Annotated in this window: 26 protein-coding genes and 1 riboswitch; of the genes, 8 read left to right on the forward strand and 18 right to left on the reverse strand. The window is 60.3% G+C overall.

The window, feature by feature from the left end; all coding sequences use genetic code 11:
* The first annotated feature begins 10 nt into the window (after positions 1 to 10).
* Positions 11 to 1,954: a TonB-dependent receptor gene (locus VCA57_RS15065; RefSeq protein WP_411185873.1), complete on the forward strand. Its 1,944-nt coding sequence runs from the start codon at positions 11 to 13 to the stop codon at positions 1,952 to 1,954.
* 40 nt (positions 1,955 to 1,994) lie between these two features.
* Here VCA57_RS15065 and VCA57_RS15070 read toward each other — a convergent pair whose 3' ends face one another.
* The 13 genes from VCA57_RS15070 to nrdR form a co-directional block, all read right to left on the reverse strand.
* Complete coding sequence (locus VCA57_RS15070; RefSeq protein ID WP_411185874.1) at positions 1,995 to 2,792, reverse strand: cobalamin-binding protein; 798 nt, start codon at positions 2,790 to 2,792, stop codon at positions 1,995 to 1,997.
* The gene (locus VCA57_RS15075) at positions 2,792 to 3,208 is read right to left on the reverse strand and encodes an MFS transporter (RefSeq protein ID WP_411185875.1); all 417 of its coding nucleotides are present in this window, start codon (positions 3,206 to 3,208) and stop codon (positions 2,792 to 2,794) included. The genes VCA57_RS15070 and VCA57_RS15075 overlap by 1 nt, the downstream gene beginning before the upstream one ends.
* The gene (gene ribA / locus VCA57_RS15080; protein ID WP_411185876.1) at positions 3,205 to 3,825 is read right to left on the reverse strand and encodes a GTP cyclohydrolase II; all 621 of its coding nucleotides are present in this window, start codon (positions 3,823 to 3,825) and stop codon (positions 3,205 to 3,207) included. The genes VCA57_RS15075 and ribA overlap by 4 nt, the downstream gene beginning before the upstream one ends.
* Before the next feature lie 194 nt (positions 3,826 to 4,019).
* A complete protein-coding gene (locus VCA57_RS15085) occupies positions 4,020 to 4,664 on the reverse strand; it encodes a TIGR02281 family clan AA aspartic protease (protein WP_411185877.1) in 645 nt (214 codons plus the stop codon).
* A 17-nt stretch (positions 4,665 to 4,681) separates the two neighbouring features.
* Positions 4,682 to 5,374 carry a substrate-binding periplasmic protein gene (locus VCA57_RS15090; protein ID WP_411185878.1) on the reverse strand — a complete coding sequence of 231 codons (693 nt, stop codon included), beginning with the start codon at positions 5,372 to 5,374 and terminating at the stop codon, positions 4,682 to 4,684.
* Positions 5,375 to 5,427: 53 nt separating this feature from the next.
* Complete coding sequence (locus VCA57_RS15095) at positions 5,428 to 5,958, reverse strand: phosphatidylglycerophosphatase A (protein ID WP_411185879.1); 531 nt, start codon at positions 5,956 to 5,958, stop codon at positions 5,428 to 5,430.
* The gene (thiL, locus tag VCA57_RS15100) at positions 5,951 to 6,919 is read right to left on the reverse strand and encodes a thiamine-phosphate kinase (protein ID WP_411185918.1); all 969 of its coding nucleotides are present in this window, start codon (positions 6,917 to 6,919) and stop codon (positions 5,951 to 5,953) included. Before thiL ends, VCA57_RS15095 begins: the two co-directional genes overlap by 8 nt.
* A 7-nt stretch (positions 6,920 to 6,926) precedes the next feature.
* Positions 6,927 to 7,418 (reverse strand): transcription antitermination factor NusB, encoded by a 492-nt coding sequence (nusB, locus tag VCA57_RS15105; protein WP_411185880.1) that lies wholly within the window; start codon positions 7,416 to 7,418, stop codon positions 6,927 to 6,929.
* Positions 7,415 to 7,891, reverse strand: a complete 477-nt coding sequence (gene ribE / locus VCA57_RS15110; protein WP_411185882.1) for a 6,7-dimethyl-8-ribityllumazine synthase — start codon at positions 7,889 to 7,891, stop codon at positions 7,415 to 7,417. The genes nusB and ribE overlap by 4 nt, the downstream gene beginning before the upstream one ends.
* Positions 7,892 to 8,075: 184 nt before the next feature.
* On the reverse strand, positions 8,076 to 9,155 hold the full coding sequence (gene ribBA, locus VCA57_RS15115; RefSeq protein WP_411185883.1) for a bifunctional 3,4-dihydroxy-2-butanone-4-phosphate synthase/GTP cyclohydrolase II: 1,080 nt from the start codon (positions 9,153 to 9,155) through the stop codon (positions 8,076 to 8,078).
* A gap of 12 nt (positions 9,156 to 9,167) precedes the next feature.
* Positions 9,168 to 9,830, reverse strand: a complete 663-nt coding sequence (locus tag VCA57_RS15120) for a riboflavin synthase (RefSeq protein WP_411185884.1) — start codon at positions 9,828 to 9,830, stop codon at positions 9,168 to 9,170.
* Between the two features lie 167 nt (positions 9,831 to 9,997).
* Positions 9,998 to 10,157, reverse strand: a riboswitch (FMN riboswitch).
* Positions 10,158 to 10,274: 117 nt separating this feature from the next.
* A complete protein-coding gene (gene ribD, locus VCA57_RS15125) occupies positions 10,275 to 11,393 on the reverse strand; it encodes a bifunctional diaminohydroxyphosphoribosylaminopyrimidine deaminase/5-amino-6-(5-phosphoribosylamino)uracil reductase RibD (protein WP_411185885.1) in 1,119 nt (372 codons plus the stop codon).
* Entirely contained in the window at positions 11,393 to 11,857 is a 465-nt protein-coding gene (nrdR, locus tag VCA57_RS15130; RefSeq protein ID WP_411185886.1) for a transcriptional regulator NrdR, read from the reverse strand. The genes ribD and nrdR overlap by 1 nt, the downstream gene beginning before the upstream one ends.
* A gap of 115 nt (positions 11,858 to 11,972) precedes the next feature.
* On the opposite strand from nrdR, the gene VCA57_RS15135 reads away from it, so the two are divergent.
* The 3 genes from VCA57_RS15135 to trxA all read left to right on the forward strand — a co-directional run bounded on the left by VCA57_RS15135 (position 11,973) and on the right by trxA (position 14,031).
* Entirely contained in the window at positions 11,973 to 12,419 is a 447-nt protein-coding gene (locus VCA57_RS15135; protein ID WP_411185887.1) for a YbaY family lipoprotein, read from the forward strand.
* A complete protein-coding gene (locus VCA57_RS15140) occupies positions 12,416 to 13,084 on the forward strand; it encodes a class I SAM-dependent methyltransferase (protein WP_411185888.1) in 669 nt (222 codons plus the stop codon). The genes VCA57_RS15135 and VCA57_RS15140 overlap by 4 nt, the downstream gene beginning before the upstream one ends.
* A 74-nt stretch (positions 13,085 to 13,158) precedes the next feature.
* Positions 13,159 to 14,031, forward strand: coding sequence for a thioredoxin (gene trxA, locus VCA57_RS15145; RefSeq protein ID WP_411185889.1), 873 nt, complete (start codon positions 13,159 to 13,161; stop codon positions 14,029 to 14,031).
* Between the two features lie 43 nt (positions 14,032 to 14,074).
* On the opposite strand, the gene VCA57_RS15150 is transcribed toward trxA, so the two are convergent.
* Positions 14,075 to 14,419: a hypothetical protein gene (locus VCA57_RS15150; RefSeq protein WP_411185890.1), complete on the reverse strand. Its 345-nt coding sequence runs from the start codon at positions 14,417 to 14,419 to the stop codon at positions 14,075 to 14,077.
* Between the two features lie 125 nt (positions 14,420 to 14,544).
* Between VCA57_RS15150 and VCA57_RS15155 the strand changes: the two genes are divergently transcribed.
* The 4 genes from VCA57_RS15155 to VCA57_RS15170 all read left to right on the forward strand — a co-directional run bounded on the left by VCA57_RS15155 (position 14,545) and on the right by VCA57_RS15170 (position 17,755).
* Positions 14,545 to 15,117 (forward strand): DUF2796 domain-containing protein, encoded by a 573-nt coding sequence (locus VCA57_RS15155; RefSeq protein WP_411185891.1) that lies wholly within the window; start codon positions 14,545 to 14,547, stop codon positions 15,115 to 15,117.
* A 128-nt stretch (positions 15,118 to 15,245) separates the two neighbouring features.
* Positions 15,246 to 15,956, forward strand: a complete 711-nt coding sequence (locus tag VCA57_RS15160) for an ABC transporter ATP-binding protein (protein WP_411185892.1) — start codon at positions 15,246 to 15,248, stop codon at positions 15,954 to 15,956.
* 2 nt (positions 15,957 to 15,958) lie between these two features.
* Positions 15,959 to 17,224 carry an ABC transporter permease gene (locus tag VCA57_RS15165; RefSeq protein ID WP_411185893.1) on the forward strand — a complete coding sequence of 422 codons (1,266 nt, stop codon included), beginning with the start codon at positions 15,959 to 15,961 and terminating at the stop codon, positions 17,222 to 17,224.
* Between the two features lie 9 nt (positions 17,225 to 17,233).
* A complete protein-coding gene (locus tag VCA57_RS15170) occupies positions 17,234 to 17,755 on the forward strand; it encodes a DUF3299 domain-containing protein (protein ID WP_411185894.1) in 522 nt (173 codons plus the stop codon).
* Positions 17,756 to 17,821: 66 nt separating this feature from the next.
* On the opposite strand, the gene VCA57_RS15175 is transcribed toward VCA57_RS15170, so the two are convergent.
* From VCA57_RS15175 to VCA57_RS15190, 4 genes are read right to left on the reverse strand one after another with little or no spacing between them, the layout of a single operon-like run.
* A complete protein-coding gene (locus VCA57_RS15175; protein ID WP_411185895.1) occupies positions 17,822 to 18,919 on the reverse strand; it encodes a hypothetical protein in 1,098 nt (365 codons plus the stop codon).
* A gap of 1 nt (position 18,920) precedes the next feature.
* Complete coding sequence (locus VCA57_RS15180) at positions 18,921 to 19,604, reverse strand: energy transducer TonB (protein ID WP_411185896.1); 684 nt, start codon at positions 19,602 to 19,604, stop codon at positions 18,921 to 18,923.
* Positions 19,604 to 20,014 carry an ExbD/TolR family protein gene (locus VCA57_RS15185; RefSeq protein WP_411185897.1) on the reverse strand — a complete coding sequence of 137 codons (411 nt, stop codon included), beginning with the start codon at positions 20,012 to 20,014 and terminating at the stop codon, positions 19,604 to 19,606. Before VCA57_RS15185 ends, VCA57_RS15180 begins: the two co-directional genes overlap by 1 nt.
* 11 nt (positions 20,015 to 20,025) lie before the next feature.
* A complete protein-coding gene (locus tag VCA57_RS15190; RefSeq protein ID WP_411185919.1) occupies positions 20,026 to 20,511 on the reverse strand; it encodes a MotA/TolQ/ExbB proton channel family protein in 486 nt (161 codons plus the stop codon).
* Positions 20,512 to 20,528 lie beyond the last annotated feature (17 nt).

Raw genomic sequence — 20,528 nt, forward strand, 5'->3', positions numbered from 1 at the left:
GATTATCTAAGTGAAGCTGTCCAGAATTACCCTAGCAGCGGCCCTTACACCGGGCCTTGCCTGCGCCGCGACTGCGGACAGCAGCTATGAACTACCACCACTGGTGATCACCCGTGCCACCCCACTGCAAACGCCAGCACCGGCCAGCGTGCGAGTGATCAGCCGCGCCGAGATCGAACAGAGCGCAGCCAGCTCCGTGATCGAGGTTCTGGGCGGACAAGCCGGTTTGCAAGTCCGCGACACCCTGGGTGATGGCAACCGGGCCTCTATCAGCATGCGCGGTTTTGCCGATAATGCGGTGAATAACACCTTGGTACTGGTCGACGGTCGCCGCCTCAATAACCCGAGCTTGAATGCCCCCGACCTCAACAGTGTGCCGCTGGCAAACATTGAACGCATCGAAATCCTACGGGGCGCCGGCACGGTGCTGTATGGCGATCAAGCGGTCGGCGGGGTGATCAACATCATCACTCGCACGCCACAAAGCAACGAGGTCTATCTCGAAACAACCCGTGGCAGCCATGACCTGGAGGCTTATCGCGGCCACATATTCCAGCAAATCGGCAAGGGCTTTTCCGCCTTTGCCAGCGGTGAAACCCGCAACACTGATAACTACCGCGACCACAACAACGCCAACTACAGCAATGCCTTCGGCCGTCTGCGCTATGACCACGACTCCGGCTGGGCACTCTATGAGTACCAAAGCGTCGACGATGAACTGCGCTATCCAGGCGCGCTGACCATCGCCGAGCGCCGAACCAAGCGTAAAGCCAGTACCTCCGACGAGTGGAACGACAACAAAACTCAAGTGCACCGCTTCGCCCTGGAGCAGACCATTAATGAGCACTGGAGCGGCAACCTGGACTACAGCTGGCGCGATATCGATGGCGTCGGGCTGATTTCCGGCAGCCCCTTTAACGACGGAACCCGTGTAGAAACCTTCAGCCCACGCCTGACGGCACATTGGGAGACAGCGCTGGGGCGAAGTGAGTGGCTGCTCGGCCACGACCATATCACCAGTGATTACCAGGCGAGCTACGCCACCTTTGCCTCGCTTAACAGCCTGTCTCGACAAACCCAGCGCGGCTGGTACAGCCAACTCAGCCAACCCTTAGGACATGACGTCAGCCTGACGCTCGGCTACCGCGCCAGCGAAGCCGAGGACCGTAACCAACGTACAGCCCAACGCCATACCGACCGCGAAGGCAGCACCAGCATTGCCTTGCAGTGGCAGGCTAGCCAACACCTAAACCTGTTTATCAAGCGTGAAGACGTGCTGCGCTGGGCCAATGTCAACGAGAACGCTTCGGTCGAGCCAGGCGTCACCTTTCTCAAACCGCAAACGGGCGAGTCTTGGGAGAGTGGTATCGAATGGCGCGACGCTACTCAGCGCTACCAGGCAAGCCTGTACCGCCTCGATCTGGACAACGAACTGATGTACGACCCGTTCGCCGATAACTCGCTATTTGGCGCGGGTGCAGGTGCCAACATCAACCTGGACAAGACTCGCCGCGAAGGCCTACTGCTTGAAGCCGAACGCAACCTGACACCACGCCTAAGCCTCGGCGGGCAATACAGCTTTACTGACGCCGAATACCGTGCCGGCCTCAACCAGGGCAACGAAGTGCCCTGGGTCTCCCGTCACAGCGCCAGCAGCCACCTCAACTACCTCTTGATGACTGGGCTGAATGCCTATGTGGAAGCGGTGTATACCGGTGCGCGCTATCTCTCCAGCGATGACGGTCATGCCCTGCCGCGAACAGGCGGCTACACATTGTTCAACGCCGCCCTGAAATACCAATATCGCCAGTTCGATGCCAAGCTACGGATCAATAACCTGACCGGTAAGCGCTACGACAGTTTCGCCACCTACGTCAGTTGGCAGACCGGCAACAAAGGCTTGTACCCAGCACCGGAAGAGGATGTGCGATTGAGCATCGGCTACCGTTTCTAGCCCACTAGCAAAACTGTAAGCCCTACGTTGCTGGGTTTCTTCAGCGGGCCTTGGCAAGTAACTTACATAACCGCTCAGTGGCAGTCAGCATCTGAAAGCTCGGGCGCTCCAGGCCGTTATCCGGCACCAGCCACAGTTGTTTACGCTCAACCGCCGCCAACCCCGGCCAAATACGCCAGGCGTCCAGCTGCCCTTGCGTACCGGCCAGAATCACCTCGGGGTTGCGCTGCAACACCGCCTCCACGCTGACCTGCGGCGCGGGCAAGCTCAGGTCGGCAAAGATATTGCTGGCTCCGCACACTGCCAACGCATCGCTGATGATCTGCTGGCCGCCAAGGGTATACAGCGGCACATCCCAGACCTGATAGAACAGACGCAATGGTTGTTCACGGCGGTAGCGCTGGCTGAGGCGCTGCAGGCCCTGATTGAACTGCTGCTGCAAACGCCGGCCCTGTTCAACACGCCCGACACGGGAGCCGATTTCGACAAACTGTTCGGCCAGGTCAGCCAATTTGCGCGGCTCGGCGATCAGTAGCGCAATGTTCAGGCGCTGCAACTGCTGACGCTGCGCACGGCTGATGCTGTCCGGCCAGAGCAGCACCAGATCGGGCTGCAACGCGATGAGGCTTTCCAACTCAAGCTGGCCATAGCGACCAACCGACGGCAGTTGAGCCACTGCTGCCGGACGCTCGCCACCATCGAGCACGCCAACCAACAGATCGCCGGCGTCCAGCTCCAGCATGATTTCGGTTAGGGAAGGGGCCAACGTCACCACCCGCTCAACCGCTGCCACCGGCCAAGCCAGCGCTAGCAGCAAGCAGAGTATGAGGCGGCGCATCAGCCGAGTTGGCGAGGAATACGGTAGAGGTACATCAGCACAGTGCTGGAAATCGCCAGAAGAATCAGCGGAATCGCTTCCAGGCCGGCGAAGACTGCAATGGCAGCAACCCAGGCGGGCAGCGCCGCGCCGAGAAATGCCAGGCGACGCACTCGCGCTAGCTCAATCCAGGCATCGTGCTCGTCCGAGGTATCGAGGGCTTTTTCAGTGGCCACCAGAGCGAGCTTGTACGCGCTGAACAATGGCAAGCTGACAAACATCGACGCCAGCCCGGCAATAAACAGCGGCATCGTCAGCAGGCCAGTCTGTTGCTCTGCGCCAAACAGCAGGTTGAGCAAAAACAGTGGAACCAGGCTCACGGCCAATTGCCGCCACCACTCAAGCGCCAATCTGCGGCGCACCTCACTGCGCGTCACAGGCTCTCCTCAACCTCTCCTTGGTGCAAGCTGCCGAGCATGTGCCCGAGCTTGCCGGCCTTGGTCGCGAGGTACTTTTGGTTGTGCGGGTTGTGCGCGATCTGCAACGGCACACGGGTCGCCACATTGATGCCCATATCGCCCAGCGCCTTGACCTTGCGCGGGTTGTTGGTCATCAGCTTAAGCTGGCTGATGCCCAGGTGATCAAGCATCGGCAGGCAAATCGCATAATCACGCTGGTCAGCGCCGAAGCCCAAGCGCTCATTGGCTTCCACCGTATCCGCGCCGCCATCTTGCAGCTCATAGGCGCGGATCTTGTTCAGCAAACCAATGCCACGGCCTTCCTGTCGCAGGTAGAGCAGGACGCCACGGCCTTCGCTGGCAATTGCCCGTAACGCCGCTTCAAGCTGAAAACCACAATCACAGCGCAGACTGAACAACGCATCACCGGTAAGGCATTCGGAATGCAAACGGCCTAATACGGGAGCACCATCGGCCACATCACCGAAGGTTAGAGCAACATGCTCCTTGCCTGTGGCCTCTTCGAGGAAACCATGCATGGTGAACACGCCAAAAGGCGTCGGCAACTGGGAGGCGGCGACAAACACGACGGACACCGGATGCTCCTAAAGGTAAATGGCAGGAAGAATAAGGCCGGCATTGTAACAGCAGGCCTTAGCGCCCGGTCAGCCTGAATTACCGATGATAAGGATCGAGTGGCCAAGACTCTGCTTACGCACGGATAAGTGATTACCTAGGCATTCGCGTTAGCTAGGGCCTATTTTTAACGCTGCGGATTGTCAGCAGGCGCCTAGTACTTGGATTCCAGCACCAGCAAGCCCTGCTCCACCTTCCAGCCAACGCGGCTAAGAAAGCTCATACCCAGCAGGGCCTCGGCAGGCGAACCGCCCTCAAGCACCACGGCCTCGACCCCCAACACTTCCAGCTCACCGAGCTTGACTCGATCCAGCGTCACCCGCCAGCCACGCACGTTGCCACTGGCGGTACTGACTTGCAGGGGAGAACCACTGACCCGGTAATCAATACCCAACCGGCGCGCCTGCTCATCATTCAAGGCCACGGAGGTGGCACCGGTATCCACCAGAAACGGGATCGGCTGGCCATTGACCGAGCCGGTGACCCAATAGTGCCCACCCAGCCCTTTGGCGATGCTGAGCTGCTTCTTCTGCGCCTCGGCAAAACCGTTGCTGTATTCACGGCTAAGGCTGTAGTTGCGCTCCACGCCGTCGACGCGCAACACCGCACCACGGCTATCAGCGCTGACCACCACCACACCCGCAGGACCGACCTGACCGACCTTGACCAGCTTGCGCTGGCCGTCGACATTGACCACCGCTGCACCAGGGAACAACCCGACCACTCGCACTTGCGGTGCCGCCAGCGCATAACTGCCGCACAGCAGCGAACTCAATAGCATCCAGCTAAACACGCGCATGCAAAACCTCACCGTCATCAGTCAAAGGGATATGGCTGCTGCCAGCGTTGAAATATCGGCCGCAGACTGCCATCCGCCACCAGTTCGTCCATGCGCTGATCAAACAGCTCAGCCAAGGCGCGACCACGCTCACTATCGGTAAAGCCAAGATAGAGGTTTAGCTTAGTCACTGGCGTCACACGATATTGCGTCGGGTCGCTGGCGGTATCGAGAATATCCGCCACCTCGTCCACTGCATCGAGATAAAAGTCTGCACGCCCTTGGTCCAGCATACCGAGGATACCGCTGCGACGAATTACTTCGCGGTACTGACGCAAGTTTGGTAGATATTGCTGGTACTCATAACCACGCACCCAGGCCAGGCGAAACGAGCCTAGGTTTTCCAGCGTCGGCACCGGCGTACGACTCAAGCCCAGCGCCACGATCTGATCAAAGTCATAGTGCCAGCGTGGGTAGACCGCACCCAGCTTGACTTCATTGCGATAAGAACCGACCCAGGCATCGGCTTCACCGCGCTGTACTAAGCCAATCGAGCGGGTATAAGGCTCACTAAGCGCCTGCAGCTTTACCCCTACTGGCTCATACACCATGCGAAAGATGTCCCAGGACACACCGCTGCCATCGGCATTGGTAAACCCGGGCCAAACCTCGGCAGCGATTCGCACCTGTGTCGGTTCATCCGCATGAACCAGTGCACAGGCAATACTCATTACCGCCCATATAACCCAGCAACGGTAACACCTCATCGCCGACACCTCCCTTACTACCAGCCCAGCGCAGCAGCCAATCCATTCGCCCAGCCCCACACCACCACCTGCAAGGCAAGCCAAGCAAACACCCCGGCCAGCACGTCATCAAGCATGATGCCGACCCCGCCATGCACATGCCGATCAATCCAACGAATCGGCCACGGCTTGAGGATGTCGAACAGGCGAAACAATAAGAAGCCTAGCAGTAGCCAGCCCCAACCGTCAGGCACCAGCCAGAGAGTGATCCACATGCCGACCATTTCGTCCCAGACGATGCCCTCATGATCATGCACGCGCAGGTCGTCAGCCACCTTGCCGCACAGCCAGAAGCCGAACAGCATGGTAATGCCGAGCATCAGCCAGTACCCCCAGTCAGGCAACAACTGCCAGAGCGGGATAAACGGCAGTGCCACCAGCGAACCCCAGGTGCCAGGTGCTTTCGGCAAGGTGCCGGAGCCGAACCCGAACGCTAGAAAATGCCATGGATTACGCCATACCGATGGCGGTACAAACTCGGCGGGAACTTGCTTGGGATGATCAGTCACGGGCACTTCCAAAATGTTGATAGCCGCTACAGGGCGGTTGAACGGGACGGCCTTGCACGTCCAGCAGACTAACACCCTGGCCCGCGACAACCCGGCCAATCACCCGCACCGGCAAACTCGCCTGTTGCAGCTCAGCCAGATACTGCGCGGGCAAGGTAAACGCTAGCCGGTAATCATCGCCACCACTTAATGCACACTGGAGCGCCAGCGGCTCACCGGCAATTGCCAGCAACGCAGCGGAAAGCGGCACTTGTGCCTGCTCAATGACTAAGCCAACGCCAGACGCCGCCGCGATATGCCCACAGTCAGCCAGCAAACCATCTGAGATATCCAGTGCCGCCGTGGCTTTGCCACGTAGCGCCTGGCCCAATTCAAGCTGTGGCACGGGCGACCAGTAACGCGCCAGCAGTACCTCGGCCGCCGCCGACTCGGCAGGCTGTTGCCCCAGCACCAGCGGCAAAGCACCCGCAGCATCGCCCAACTCACCGCCGACGCAGAGCAGATCACCGACCTGCGCGCCCTTGCGGGTCAGCGCCATGCCAGCCGGCACGCGGCCGAAGACAGTAAGCGTGAGGCTCAGAGGACCGCGCGTGGTGTCGCCGCCAATCAAACGAATCGCGCAGCGTTGCGCCATGTCGTCCAGACCGCGAGCAAAAGCCTGCAGCCAATCGGGCTCAGCGCTTGGCAGCGTCAATGCGAGGGTAAAGCCGACAGGCGTCGCGCCCATGGCAGCCAGATCGCTGACCGAAACGCCCAGCGCACGCTGGCCGAGCAGAAAAGGATCAGGAGAGTGGGGAAAATGCACCCCAGCAACCAGGGTGTCAGTGGAGATTGCCAGTTGCTCAGCAACCGGCAATTCCAACAGGGCGCAGTCGTCACCGATGCCCAAGGCCACGCCTTCGCCAGCCTGCGCACAAGACGCAGCAGCGAAGTAGTGACTGATCAGCTCGAACTCACCCAAAACAGGCTTAACGCTTGTTGGCGCGAACTTCATCAGCTCGCAAGCGTGGAGCCAGCTTGTCCAGCACACCGTTGACGAACTTGTGCCCGTCGGTAGCACCAAACACCTTGGCCAGTTCGATACCTTCGTTGATCACCACGCGATAGGGAATATCGATGCGGTTTTTCAGTTCGAAGGTCGACAAGCGCAAAATCGACAGTTCTACCGGGTCGATCTCAGCCAGCGGACGATCCAACAGGGACTCGAACGCGCCATCGATCTCGGTTTTCTGCCGTGGCACACCATGCAGAATTTCGTGGAAGTAGGCACCGTCAACCGCAGTGAAGTCGTTATCGACACGGAACTGCGCTTCGATTTCGTTCAGCGACTGGCCAGCCATATGCCAGGAGTACAGCGCCTGCATAGCCAGGGAGCGCGCCTGACGGCGCGCGAGGGTCTTGGTGCTAGGGCCTTTTTTTGGCGCTTGCGGCTGCTGCCCGTTGCTATCGTTCTGGCTCACTTGGCCTCCAACTGCGCCAGCAGGCTGACCATTTCCAGGGCGGACAGTGCGGCTTCCGCACCTTTGTTACCAGCCTTGGTCCCAGAGCGTTCAATTGCTTGCTCAATGGAATCGACTGTCAGCACGCCGAACGCCACCGGCACGCCGAACTCCATAGAGACCTGGGCCAGGCCCTTGGTGCATTCACCCGCCACATATTCGAAGTGCGGAGTACCGCCACGAATCACCGCACCAAGGGCGATGATCGCGTCGAAGTCGCCACGCTGGGCAACCTTCTGCGCCACCAACGGGATCTCGAACGCACCCGGCGCGCGAATGATGGTGATGTCGCTTTCGCTCACGCCGTGGCGAACCAGAGCGTCAACTGCGCCGCTTACCAGGCTTTCAACAACGAAGCTGTTAAAGCGGCCGACGACCAGTGCAAAGTTGCCTTTGGGGGCGATGAAAGTACCTTCGATGGTCTTCAGGGTCATAAAAAAATTCTCATATAGCGTTAAAGAGCCAGGGGGCAAAAAGGTTATAGCCCAACAGAACAGCGCGTAGCGAACGCTGCACAGACAAAGCGGAAACAGGCGAGGCTGCAGGGTTTACTAAGGTAAATGAGCAAGCCGAGCCTGTTTGCAACGCAGCACGTCCAGCGCAGTAGCGCGGCGGTGGTTATTCAGCGGGCAGGTATTCTACAACTTCCAGGTCGAAACCGGATATTGCATTGAACTTCATTGGCGAACTCATCAGGCGCATCTTGCGCACGCCGAGGTCACGCAGAATCTGCGAGCCAGCACCCACCGTGCTGTAGGTCGTCGGACTGGCGGGTTGCTGACGGTCCAACAGCGCCAGCAGTTCAGGCCCGGTCAGCGGATTGCCCAACAGCAGCACTACGCCACTACCGGCCTTAGCAACTTCAGCCATGGCCGCACGCATGCTCCAACGACCTGGCTGATTGACCAGAAACAAATCGCGCAGCGGGTCCATGTTGTGCACCCGCACCAGGGTCGGCTCTTCAGCGCACACCGCACCTAAGGTCAGGGCCATGTGCGCCGTATCCTCGACACCATCGCGATAGGTCACCAAATTGAACTGACCCAACTCGGTATCGAGCACCTGTTCGCTGACCCGCTCAACCGTGCGTTCGTGCATCAAGCGGTAATGAATAAGGTCAGCGATGGTGCCGATTTTGATGCCGTGTTGCTTGGCGAACTCTTCCAGCTCAGGGCGACGCGACATGGTGCCGTCGTCATTCATGATCTCGCAGATCACCCCACTCGGCTCAAAGCCGCCCATGCGGGCCAGGTCGCAGGCTGCTTCGGTATGCCCGGCACGGGCCAGCACGCCGCCGGGCTGGGCCATTAGCGGGAAGATATGGCCAGGACTGACAATGTCATCAGCGACGGCATTCTTCGCTGCAGCGGCCTGTACGGTACAGGCGCGGTCAGCTGCAGAAATACCGGTAGTCACGCCAACAGCCGCTTCGATGGAAACGGTGAACTTGGTGCCAAAACCGGAACCGTTGCGTGGTGCCATCAGTGGCAGCTTGAGGGTTTCGCAACGCTCGCGGGTCATCGGCATGCAAATCAGGCCACGGGCAAAGCGCGCCATAAAGTTAATGTGCTCGGCGGTCACGCACTCCGAGGCAACAATCAGATCACCTTCGTTCTCGCGGTCTTCGTCATCCATCAGGATGACCATCTTGCCGGCGCGGATGTCTTCGACCAATTCTTCGATAGTGTTAAGAGCCATGCTGGCGATTCCTTATTTGTTCAGGTAGCCGTGTTCGGCGAGAAAGCCTTCGGTCATGCCCGAAGCCTTAGGTTCAGCGGCCTTGTCACCGAGCAGCAGACGCTCCAGGTAACGCGCCAGCAGATCCACTTCAAGGTTGATCTGACTGCCAGGGCGATAGTCGACCATGATGGTTTCGGCCAGGGTATGCGGCACGATGGTCAGCTCGAACTCGGCGCCGTTGACCGAATTGACGGTCAGGCTGGTGCCATCCACGGTAATCGAGCCCTTGTGGGCGATGTATTTGGCCAGTTCGCGCGGCGCGCGAATGGTGAACTGCACAGCGCGGGCGTTATCGGCGCGAGCGATGACTTCACCGACGCCATCCACATGGCCGCTGACCAAGTGACCACCGAGGCGACTGGTAGGTGTCAGCGCCTTCTCCAGATTGACCTTGCTACCGGCTTTCAAGCTGATAAAGGCGGTATGCGCCAGGGTTTCGCGGCTGACATCGGCCCAGAAACCATCGCCGGGCAACTCTACGGCAGTCAGGCATACGCCATTCACCGCAATACTGTCGCCGAGTTTGACGTCGCCAAGGTCGAGCTTGCCGGTCTCCACATACACCCGCACATCGCCGCCTTTTGGGGTCAATGCACGGATACTGCCAATGGCTTCGATTATGCCGGTAAACATACCACCCCCTGCGCAACGCCCACGGCAAAGCACTGGCGGATAACGCCAGAGGCACGGGGCTCGAAATAAAAATCAGACATCTAGACCAACTCCTGTTTTATAAAAAACAGGGCGCGTTTGATCGATAGGGATCTCTAGGCGCACCTAAGCACGCCTCATTGAGGCAATCCCGCTCTCTCTTTATCCGGACTTTAACCGTCGGCCCCGGAATCACACCGGGTCTGCTGACCTTGCCCGGCGGTTTACACCAACCTGACAAGCGCTCGCGGGCTAGGCCTTGCAGCCATTACCGCCGGTGGGGAATTACACCCCGCCCTGAGAACGTTGCGGCCACTTGCGTAGCCGAGACGCGTTTTACCACAGATTACCGCCACCCTGCATCGGCAAACGACGGTTTGAATGGTGTGCCATCGCTAATGGAATGCCAGCGCTAATAGCCAACCATCAAACGACCGGTTGCGGCACCGCGATAATTCGCCAGTCATCACCCACTGCACGCATCTCGACAATTTTCAGTGCCGGCGCATCGGCCATGCGCGCCAGCGGCAGGTCAAGCAACGGCCTGGCACTAGAGCCCAGCAGCTTGGGCGCAACGAACAATTGATATTCATCAACCAGACCTTGGCGGGCAAACGCCCCTGCCAGACGTGGCCCAGCCTCCACCAGCACCTCGTTGGCACCACGCGCCGCCAACTCAAGCAGCAACTTGCGCAGATCAACATGTCCGTTGCTGCCCGGCACGGCCAATAGCTCGTGCCCGTCATCGAGATAGCGATCACGCGCCGAGGCCGCAGCACAGGTCGCCACCAGCGCAGGGCCAACCTGGAAAAACGGCACACTCAGCGGCACCCGCAAACGTCCGTCTACCAACACCCGCAGCGGCGGACGCGCTTGCGCCAAGGCGCTCAGCTCGGCCCCCAGGCCCAGTTCATCAACCCGTACCGTCAAGCGGGCATCATCCGCCAGCACGGTGTCGGCACCGGTCAGCACTACACTGGCACGAGCGCGTAAACGCTGGACCGCAGCACGCGCAGCCGGCCCGGTAATCCACTGGCTTTCCCCACTGGCCATGGCGGTGCGCCCATCCAGGCTCATCGCCAATTTGACCCGAACAAACGGCAGGCCCTTCTCCATACGTTTGATAAAGCCAGCATTCAGCGCCCGCGCCTCTGCCTCGAGCACGCCACTCTGCACCGCGATGCCGGCATGCATCAAACGCAATAGACCATCACCCCCCACCTGCGGGTTAGGGTCCTGCATGGCGGCAACGACACGGGTAATCCCCGCGTTAACCAGCGCATCAGCACAAGGCGGCGTGCGCCCATGGTGGCTACATGGCTCCAGGGTGACGTAGGCCGTGGCACCGCGGGCTTTGTCGCCAGCCTGACGCAGCGCATGCACTTCAGCATGTGGCTCACCCGCACGGGCATGCCAGCCCTCACCGACGATGCGTCCATCACGAACGATCACGCAGCCGACGCGGGGATTGGGGTGAGTGGAGTACAAGCCTTTGCGGGCCAACTCCAGCGCGCGAGCCATAAAGGCGTGATCTGAATTCATCATCAACCTTGGGTAGGTTCGCGGGACAGACGATCGATTTCCTCACGGAACTCGTTGAGGTCTTGAAAGCGTTTGTACACCGAAGCAAAACGGATATAGGCCACTTCATCGAGCTTTTGCAACTCGGTCATCACCAGCTCGCCCAGCACCAGCGACTTGATCTCACGCTCGCCAGTCGCCCGCAGCTTGTGCTTGATGTGGGCAATGGCCGCTTCCAAGCGCTCGATACTCACCGGACGTTTCTCCAGCGCGCGCTGCATGCCGGCGCGCAGCTTGTCCTCATCGAACGGCTGACGGCTACCGTCCTGCTTGATCAGCCGTGGCATAACCAGCTCGGCCGTTTCAAAGGTAGTAAAGCGCTCCTCACAAGCCACGCATTCACGCCGACGACGTACCTGCCCGCCCTCAGCAACCAGCCGTGAGTCGATCACCTTGGTGTCGTTGGCACCGCAGAAGGGACAGTGCATAAATAAAGCCAGCCTTAGACGAAAGCGGCCATGGTAGCGCATCCCACAAGCAAGACAAACCGAGGTCTTTGCGGTATACAAGCGCCCACCCAAACCCGCGAAGTTGATGACCTAGATGAAAGCCCGCCCGCCGCTGCAACCGCTGATTCTACTGAGCCTGCTAGCCCTGCTGACGGCCTGTGCCAACGATAGCCCGCTCCCTGCGAAGCCCGTGCAACCACCAGCGCCGGTACAAGCAGCGCCGCTACCCGCGCACCAGCGCGAGCTGAGTGGCAACCTGTTGAATGTACCGAATGCCGCCGAGGTCGAACTGGCCCTGCTGGCTGTAGACCAGAGCGGCACGCCGCACGCCTTGCTCGCCAGCATCAAACTGCGTGGCACCGGCAGCCCGCTAGCGTTTCACCTGCCGTTCAACCCAGAAACCTTCAATAAGCACGCCCACGTAGAACTACATGGCCGCGCCAACCAGGCTGGTCAGTTAATTCTGCGCTTACCTGCTCGGCCAATTGTCAGCAGCGAAACCCAGTCGCTTGGTGAACTAAGCTTGGTAGCGGCGCCATGAAACCACCCGCCGCCTTACAAGCTGCGCTGAGTGAATTGCTCGGCGACGCCCAACTGAGCGCGGAAACCCTGCCAGGCACCGCAATCAAGCTGTGGCTGATCGATGCGGGCAATATGGATCGCGCCTTCAGCCCAGAAGAAACTCGGCGCATCCTCGAAGATCCGCCCTACTGGTGCTTCTGCTGGGCCAGCGGTTTAGTGCTGGCTCGCTGGCTTGCCGAGCACCCGGAGTGGGTGCGCGGCAAGCGCGTACTGGATTTCGGTGCAGGTTCTGGCGTGGCGGCGATCGCCGCCGCTAAGGCCGGCGCGCTGGAAGTCGTGGCCTGCGACCTCGACCCGTTGGCCATCGCAGCCTGCCGGGCCAACGCAGCGCTAAATGATGTGCTGCTGAGCTACTCAACAGATTTCTTTCAAGAGGCTGATCGTTTCGACCTGATCATCGTCGCCGACGTGCTCTACGACCGCGCCAACCTGCCGCTGCTCGATCAGTTTCTCAGCCGTGGTCGCCAAGCCTTGGTGGCTGATTCACGCGTACGCGACTTCCAGCACCCGCTGTATCAGCGCCTCGGCATACTTGAGGCCAGCACCTGGCCAGACCTGGCCGAGCCGGCCGAATTTCGCCATGTCAGTCTGTACCATGCCGCTCGCGCATCAGCCCCCTTGTAGCCACCACCCCGCGCCCACATTTATAGTCCACCGCATTCCAAACCATCACCACTTGCGCCCAGCCGAGACCGACCATGAGCGATTCCCCTTACATTTTTGATATCGCAGGCAGCGCCAGCTTTGAACAGTTGGTAATCGAAAACTCGTTCCACAAACCCGTACTGGTGGACTTCTGGGCCGAGTGGTGCGCGCCGTGCAAAGCGCTGATGCCACTGCTGGCGAAGATCACCGAGGAATACCGTGGCGAGCTGCTGCTAGCCAAGGTCAATTGCGATATTGAGCAGGACATAGTGGCCCGCTTCGGTATCCGCAGCCTGCCGACTGTGGTGCTGTTCAAAGACGGCCAGCCGGTGGACGGCTTTGCCGGCGCGCAGCCTGAATCGGCGATCCGCGAACTGCTCAAGCCCCACGTGACCGAGCCAGCACCGCTGGCGGCAGACCCAATGGAGGCCGCCCAAACGTTATTCAACGAAGGCCGCTTTGCCGACGCCGAAGAGCAGTTGAAAACGCTGTTGGCGGAAAATAACGAGCACGCTGCCGGGCTGATTCTCTATGCGCGCTGCCTGGCCGAGCGCGGCGAATTGGCCGAAGCCGAGGCGGTACTCAATGCCGTAAAAGGCGATGAACACAAGCAAGCGCTAGCCGGTGCACGAGCGCAGCTGACGTTTTTACGCGAGGCCAACGAGCTGCCCGACGTCGCCAGCCTGAAAAGCCGCTTGGCGCAAAACGCCGAAGATGATGAAGCGAGCTACCAACTGGCCATCCAGCAATTGGCGCGCCAGCACTACGAGGCGGCGCTGGACGCCCTGCTCAAGCTGTTTATCCGCAACCGCAGCTACTCCGACGGTCTGCCGCATAAAACCCTGCTGCAAGTCTTCGACCTGCTGGGTAACGACCACACGCTGGTCACCGCCTATCGGCGCAAGCTGTATCAAGCGATTTACTGACCGCAGCGCTTGCTGGATGGGTAAGCCTCTCCAGCAATAGGCATTAACCGACCCAGTGATAAATCGGCGCATCCGCGCCGGTTTCCATACGCACCTGCTCGCAATGCCGCAAACGCACCAGCAAGCGCTTGCCTGCCGCCTCGCCTCCCGCCAGTGCAACCAGCTGCGCAAGTAATTGCGGGCCTTCGATCTGCCCAGCGCGACGCAACAATTCCAGCGTGGTCTGCCACAGGGTATCGCTGGCCGCCGGAGCAACCGCCACCGTCGACGCAGCAACTGGCGGCGCTTCAACTGCCATGTGCTGGGCCAGCTGCGCCCAATCCTGCGCATCCAGTTCAACCGTCAGGTCCACCGGCCAGGCTCCAATTTGCCCACGTATTCGCACCATCACCCTGCCCTCAACTGATCAGCCGCCATGCTCCCACGTCCGCACAGAACCGCCAAGGAAGGCTAGCCACGCCGCACGCAAGTTGTTATAACGTAACAACTCATTACACCAACCCGGAGATACCCATGCGCCGCCTGCTACTTGCCCTGCCGTTTGCCCTACTGCCCCTTGCTACCGGCGCTTTCGCGCACAGCGATGACGAACATGAGCATGCCGAGCACGGCAGCCTCGGTGCCCACGAACACGGTGCAGCTCAACTCAACGTTGTGCTCGACGGCAAAGTGCTGGAGTTACAACTGGAAAGCCCGGCCATGAACCTGGTGGGTTTTGAACACGAAGCGAAGAGCGACGCCGATAAAGCCAAGGTTGCAGCCGTTCACAGCCAACTGGAACAGCCGCAAGTGCTGTTTGGCCTGAACGCTGGCGAGTGCAGCGTCAGCCAGACAGAGCTGGAAAGCCCGCTATTCGGCGGCCATGCTGAAGCAGACGAGCATGAGAACGAACACGAACACGAACACAGCGACATCGACGCGCACTACACCCTCAACTGTGCGCAACCGGACGAGTTGCAGCAGATTGATCTGACCGAGCTGTTCAAACGCTTTCCTGGCACCCAGAAAATTCAGGTACAACTGATTGGCCCAAATGGCCAACAGGGTTTGGAACTGACGCCCGCCCATCCGACTCTGAGCTTCTAACGTTCGCCCCTTGCAGCACAATCTAGGGTGTATGACGCTTCTTCCACCGCGCAGCGCAATGGTGTGGCGTGGTGGAAAACACGTCAGCTACGCGCCCAGATCCACGCTACGCGCCAAACGAGTTACCCATGAGCACAGCCCTGATCCAACTGTCTAACCTAGGCTTTGCCTGGCCCGGCCAGCCCGAGCTGCTGGATATCGCCGAATTCACCCTGCAACGTGGCGAAAGCTTGTTCCTCAAAGGCCCTAGCGGGAGCGGCAAGACCACCCTGCTAGGCCTGCTCGGCGGCGTGCAGAAGCCCAATCGCGGCAGCATTCAGCTCCTTGAGCAAGACCTAAGCAAGCTGTCCGCCGGCACCCGCGACCGCTTTCGTGTCGACCATACCGGTTATATTTTCCAGCAGTTCAACTTGCTGCCGTTTCTCTCGGTACGGGAAAACGTCGAACTGCCCTGCCACTTCTCTAAACTGCGCGCCAGCCGCGCAGTGCAGCGCCATGGCAGCGTTGCCAAGGCGACCAGCGCCCTGCTCGCCCACTTAGGTTTACACCACCCGGAATTACTTGAACGGCGCGCCGGCGACCTGTCGATTGGTCAGCAACAGCGCGTCGCCGCCGCCCGCGCCCTGATCGGCCAGCCCGAACTGGTGATCGCCGACGAACCCACCTCGGCCCTAGATGCCGACGCCCGCGAAGCATTCCTCGAACTGCTGTTCGTCGAATGCCGTGAGGCCGGCTCCAGCCTGCTGTTTGTCAGCCACGATCAGAGCCTGGCGCGGTTGTTCGACCGCAGCCTATCGCTGGCGGAACTCAACCGCGCCACTCGTCTGGCGGAGATTTAACGATGTATCTACTGCGTCTCGCCCTGGCCAGCCTGGGCAACCGTCGCTTTACCGCCTGGCTGACGGTGTTCGCCATAGCCCTGTCCGTATGCTTGCTGCTGGCCGTGGAGCGGGTGCGCACCGAAGCCCGCGCCAGCTTTGCCAACACCATCAGCGGTACCGATTTGATCGTCGGCGCACGTTCGGGCAGCGTCAATCTGCTGCTGTACTCGGTGTTCCGCATCGGCAATGCCACTAACAACATCCGCTGGGACAGCTTCGAGCACTTCGCCGAGCACCCGCAAGTGAAATGGGCCATTCCAATTTCCCTCGGCGACTCACACCGCGGCTACCGAGTGATGGGCACCAGCCCAGCGTATTTCGAGCACTACCGCTATGCGCGCAATCAAGCCTTGAAGCTCAGCAGCGGCCGGGCATTTACCGACGACCCGTTCGAGGTGGTATTGGGTGCCGAGGTGGCCGACGCGTTGCATTACACGCTCGGCAGCGAACTGGTATTGGCCCACGGCGTGGCCACCATCAGCCTGGTTAAACACGACGACAAACCCTTTAAGGTCGTGGGTATCCTGGCACGTACCGGCACCCCGGTTGACCGCACCTTGCATATTTCCCTGGCCGGTATGGAAGCCCTGCATGTCGACTGGAAGAACGGCATGCCGGCGCGTGGTGCGGATCGTGTCAGCGCCGACCAAGCCCGAGCCATGAACCTGCAGCCCAAGCAAATCACCGCCGTCATGCTCGGACTGAAAAGCAAGATCGCCACCTTCAGCCTGCAACGCGAGATCAACGAATTTCGCGGTGAACCACTGCTGGCGATCTTGCCCGGCGTGGCCCTGCAGGAGCTGTGGAGCCTGATGGGTACGGCCGAGAAAGCCCTGTTCGTGGTGTCGTTGTTTGTGGTGCTGACCGGGCTGATTGGCATGCTTACAGCGATTCTCACCAGCCTTAACGAGCGCCGCCGGGAAATGGCGATTCTGCGCTCGGTTGGCGCACGGCCTTGGCATATCGCCAGCTTGCTGATCGTAGAAGCCTTTGCCCTGGCTCTAGCGGGAGTGCTGCTCGGTTTACTGCTGCTGTATATAAGCATCGCCGCAGCGCAGGGCTACGTGCAGGCGAATTACGGCCTGTACCTGCCACTGAACATGCCAACCCGCTATGAGTGGACGCTACTCGGCGCTATTCTGAGCGCCGCCCTGCTGATGGGCTGTGTACCGGCCTGGCGCGCCTACCGCCAATCACTGGCCGATGGCTTATCGATCCGCTTATGAGGCTTTTCCATGCACCGTTCTCTGCTCGCTGCCCTGCTGTTAACCTTGGCACTGCCGTTGGCGGCTGCTGACATACGCGAGCTGACCTGGTCTGAAATGGTTCCGGCTGATGCGCCGCCGCAAACTACTGAGCCGGCACCGATCCATGACTTGTCGCAACTGGGCAACGTGTTGTCAGAGTCCGGGCCGGCCACCGCCCAGCAATCGCCGGCAGCCCCAGTGGTGCAGGCGTTGGACGGCCAGCGGGTGAAGCTACCGGGCTATATCGTGCCTCTGGATGTCACCGATGAAGGGCGGGTGACCGAGTTTCTGCTGGTGCCATATTTCGGCGCATGCATCCATGTACCGCCACCGCCGTCGAACCAGATCGTCCACGTCACCAGCGAGCTGGGCGTGCTGATGGATGCCTTGTACCAGCCGTTCTGGATCGAGGGATCGCTCAAGGTCGAGCAAACCAGCAGCGAGCTGGCCGAGGCTGGCTACCAGATGGAAGCCGAAAAGATTTACGCCTATGAGATGCCAGAGAGCTAAGTTTCTCGGCGAATAGTCAATAAAAAGCCAGACCTTGAGTCTGGCTTTTTATTGACTGAAACAAACCTAGCCAGCGCTGGCTACGCGTTTTTCCCGGGCGAAGCTCAGCTCACTTTCCGCCCAGTTACGCCAGGCGCGCACCTTGCTGCGTTCCGCACCGGCACGTTCGGCCTTGTTCAAAGCATCCAGACCGGCCTGCCAGCGAGCCTGCTCCAGCTCCAGCTGCGCAAGATTCAACCAGTGTTTGGCACTGCCCGAGCGGCTGGCCAGCTCACGGAAAATAACCGCGGCTTTACTGCGCTCACGCGCCTGCCACCAGAGCAGCCCGAGGCGCTCCTCACGTGCACTGGTACGCGGTAACAGGCCCTGATCGAGCATGCCAGCGAGCAATTTGGCACCCTGCCAAGGTTGATCTGCAGCCCCAGCTAGCAACACGAGGTTATCCAGTTCGCCTTCATTGAAACGCAGGCCCTTCTGGTAGGCCGCGCGCAAGGTGGCCAACGACTTGTCATTGTTGCCGCTCAGTTGCTGCAGTGCCGCAAGCTGACGCCAGCCCTGCGCATTATTAGGCTGTCGTGCGAGTAACTGCCGCTGCCAGCGCTCGGCGGCGGCATATTTCTTCAGGTCAGCATTCATGGCGACTAAAAACTGCAGCCAGCTATCGCCGGCCTGCGGGTTGGCCTGTACATAACGCTCGGCTAAAGGTAACGCTTTGGCCGGCTGATCCAGCCCCTGATAGGCCTGCACCAACATCTGCAGCATCTCTTCATTGGCATTCGCCTGCCCCGGTGCGAGCAGGGTTATCACGCGCGCATAGCGGCGTTCGACCAAGTTCAGGCGAGCGATATTCAGCGCTTCAGCGGCCTGTAGCTCGGCGTCCAGCTTGCCGCTCTTGAGCACCTTTTCCAGTAGCTCGATGGCCTTGGCATTCTGCCCTTCGGCCCACGCCAGGTAACCACGACTACGCCAGAGCAAGGCTTCTTCCAGGCTACCGGGTTGCCCATTGGCGGCATCCAGGGCGCGGCGCGCAGCCGCGTAGTCGCCCTTTTTCTGCGCGTCTTGCGCAGTATTCAGGGCGCGAAACACACCAGGATCAACGTTTTGCCCGGCCGCCTGCGCGGCACCCGCGCCACACAGCGCGATCAGCAACAGTAGACGATACATATCAGCGACCTCCCTCAAGGCGGAAGTACAAGGTTTTTACCGCTTCGCGAGCCACCGCCAAACCGCCCTCGGTACGCGGTGCAAAACGCCAACGCACGGCCGCGCGGCGCGCTTCACGCTCGAACACGTTCTGCGGGCTAGCTTCGATGACGCGTACGTTTTCCACTGCACCAGCGCGGTTGATGGTGAAGGCCAGCTTCACGTGGCCTTCAATGCTGCGCTGCAAGGCATAGCGCGGGTATTCGGGGCGTACATCATTGAGCGGCATGACTTCGCTTTCCGGGCCGCCCGGCTGACCACCGGCATCACTAGGAGCCGGCGCGCTCGGTGCCGAGGCGCCGGCAGCCAAACCACTCAAGCTAGGTGTCGGCGCGCTGTTAACGGCAAGCCCGGTGCTCAGGCTCGGCACCGGCAGATCCAGCGCTGGCAGATTGGCGCTAGGGGTTGCCGCCATGGGCGTTGGTGGCGTTGGCGTCTGCTGGGTTTCGGCTTGCGGCGGCTGCGGAGCCTGCTGACGAGTACGCGTTGCTGTATCGCTAGAATCACCGTCCAGCCGGACGAAGTTAGCCACCGTCAGCGGCTCATCCGTCGGCTTGCTGCTCGGCGGCGCGACCATATAAAGCATCAAGCCAAACAGCGCCAACGCCATGGCACAGGCGGCGACAAAAGACAGCGGCAAACGCATCAGTGCGCTCCCGCCGTAGCAGCCAACGCAACATCCTGCACACCGGCCAGACGCGCCTGGTCCATCACCTGCACAACCAGGCCGGTACGCGCATCCTGATCAGCCTGAACAACCACTGCACCATCCGGCTGATCAACACGCATGCGCTCTACATGGGCACGCACGCTACGCACATCGACAACTTTCTTGTCCATCCACACCTGCCCATCAGCGGTGATGGCGATGAGGATATTGCCCTTGTCTTGTGGGCTGGCGGTTTCCGCTTGGGGCCGCTGCACTTCGACGCCGGACTCTTTGATAAAGGAGCTGGTTACGATAAAGAAGATCAGCATGATGAAAACCACGTCGAGCATCGGTGTCAGGTCAATGCCAGTGTCTTCGTCTTGCTGGTGGTGACGGCGCATTCTCATGTTTTGCAGTCTCAGTCGTGACGCAGCTGGTCAGCCAGCCGCTCTAGGGCCCGGCGAGCATCGCGTTCAAGACGCGCCAGGCTGAACAATCCAGTGATGGCCAACACCATGCCGGCCATGGTCGGCAGGGTCGCCTGCCAAACACCAGCCGCCATACCGCGCGGGTTACCGGTGCCGTTGATGGCAAGCACGTCAAACACCGCTACCATGCCGCTAACGGTGCCAAGCAAGCCCAGCAGCGGGTACATCGCCACCAGGGTCTTGCTCAGGCGCAACGGCCCGAGCAGGTGTTGCTGCGCTTGTGCCAACCAAGCGCTGCGTACCGCGCGCTGCCAGTTGCCGGTGTCGTCACTGAGCACCTGCTGCCAAGCCTGACGGCGCTCATTGACCCACTCCGGAAACACCCGGCGCATGTACCAAAAGCGCTCGAATACCAGAGTCCAGAACACCACACACAGGCCAGCCAGCGCCCACATCACTACGCCGCCCGCACTCATAAAGTCGAGCAACGCAT

The sequence above is a fragment of the Pseudomonas sp. genome (assembly GCF_046581935.1).
Lineage (GTDB): Bacteria > Pseudomonadota > Gammaproteobacteria > Pseudomonadales > Pseudomonadaceae > Aquipseudomonas.

What these genes read in the sequence shown, in the direction of transcription:
- VCA57_RS15070 (WP_411185874.1), bottom strand. Translation starts at nt 2,792, where the DNA reads ATGCGCCGCCTCATACTCTGCTTGCTGCTAGCGCTGGCTTGGCCGGTG.
- VCA57_RS15085 (WP_411185877.1), bottom strand. Translation starts at nt 4,664, where the DNA reads ATGCGCGTGTTTAGCTGGATGCTATTGAGTTCGCTGCTGTGCGGCAGT.
- VCA57_RS15090 (WP_411185878.1), bottom strand. Translation starts at nt 5,374, where the DNA reads ATGAGTATTGCCTGTGCACTGGTTCATGCGGATGAACCGACACAGGTG.
- ribE (WP_411185882.1), bottom strand. Translation starts at nt 7,891, where the DNA reads ATGACCCTGAAGACCATCGAAGGTACTTTCATCGCCCCCAAAGGCAAC.
- ribBA (WP_411185883.1), bottom strand. Translation starts at nt 9,155, where the DNA reads ATGGCTCTTAACACTATCGAAGAATTGGTCGAAGACATCCGCGCCGGC.
- VCA57_RS15120 (WP_411185884.1), bottom strand. Translation starts at nt 9,830, where the DNA reads ATGTTTACCGGCATAATCGAAGCCATTGGCAGTATCCGTGCATTGACC.
- ribD (WP_411185885.1), bottom strand. Translation starts at nt 11,393, where the DNA reads ATGATGAATTCAGATCACGCCTTTATGGCTCGCGCGCTGGAGTTGGCC.
- nrdR (WP_411185886.1), bottom strand. Translation starts at nt 11,857, where the DNA reads ATGCACTGTCCCTTCTGCGGTGCCAACGACACCAAGGTGATCGACTCA.
- VCA57_RS15135 (WP_411185887.1), top strand. Translation starts at nt 11,973, where the DNA reads ATGAAAGCCCGCCCGCCGCTGCAACCGCTGATTCTACTGAGCCTGCTA.
- VCA57_RS15140 (WP_411185888.1), top strand. Translation starts at nt 12,416, where the DNA reads ATGAAACCACCCGCCGCCTTACAAGCTGCGCTGAGTGAATTGCTCGGC.
- trxA (WP_411185889.1), top strand. Translation starts at nt 13,159, where the DNA reads ATGAGCGATTCCCCTTACATTTTTGATATCGCAGGCAGCGCCAGCTTT.
- VCA57_RS15150 (WP_411185890.1), bottom strand. Translation starts at nt 14,419, where the DNA reads ATGGTGCGAATACGTGGGCAAATTGGAGCCTGGCCGGTGGACCTGACG.
- VCA57_RS15155 (WP_411185891.1), top strand. Translation starts at nt 14,545, where the DNA reads ATGCGCCGCCTGCTACTTGCCCTGCCGTTTGCCCTACTGCCCCTTGCT.
- VCA57_RS15160 (WP_411185892.1), top strand. Translation starts at nt 15,246, where the DNA reads ATGAGCACAGCCCTGATCCAACTGTCTAACCTAGGCTTTGCCTGGCCC.
- VCA57_RS15165 (WP_411185893.1), top strand. Translation starts at nt 15,959, where the DNA reads ATGTATCTACTGCGTCTCGCCCTGGCCAGCCTGGGCAACCGTCGCTTT.
- VCA57_RS15170 (WP_411185894.1), top strand. Translation starts at nt 17,234, where the DNA reads ATGCACCGTTCTCTGCTCGCTGCCCTGCTGTTAACCTTGGCACTGCCG.
- VCA57_RS15175 (WP_411185895.1), bottom strand. Translation starts at nt 18,919, where the DNA reads ATGTATCGTCTACTGTTGCTGATCGCGCTGTGTGGCGCGGGTGCCGCG.
- VCA57_RS15180 (WP_411185896.1), bottom strand. Translation starts at nt 19,604, where the DNA reads ATGCGTTTGCCGCTGTCTTTTGTCGCCGCCTGTGCCATGGCGTTGGCG.
- VCA57_RS15185 (WP_411185897.1), bottom strand. Translation starts at nt 20,014, where the DNA reads ATGAGAATGCGCCGTCACCACCAGCAAGACGAAGACACTGGCATTGAC.
- VCA57_RS15190 (WP_411185919.1), bottom strand. Translation starts at nt 20,511, where the DNA reads ATGAGTGCGGGCGGCGTAGTGATGTGGGCGCTGGCTGGCCTGTGTGTG.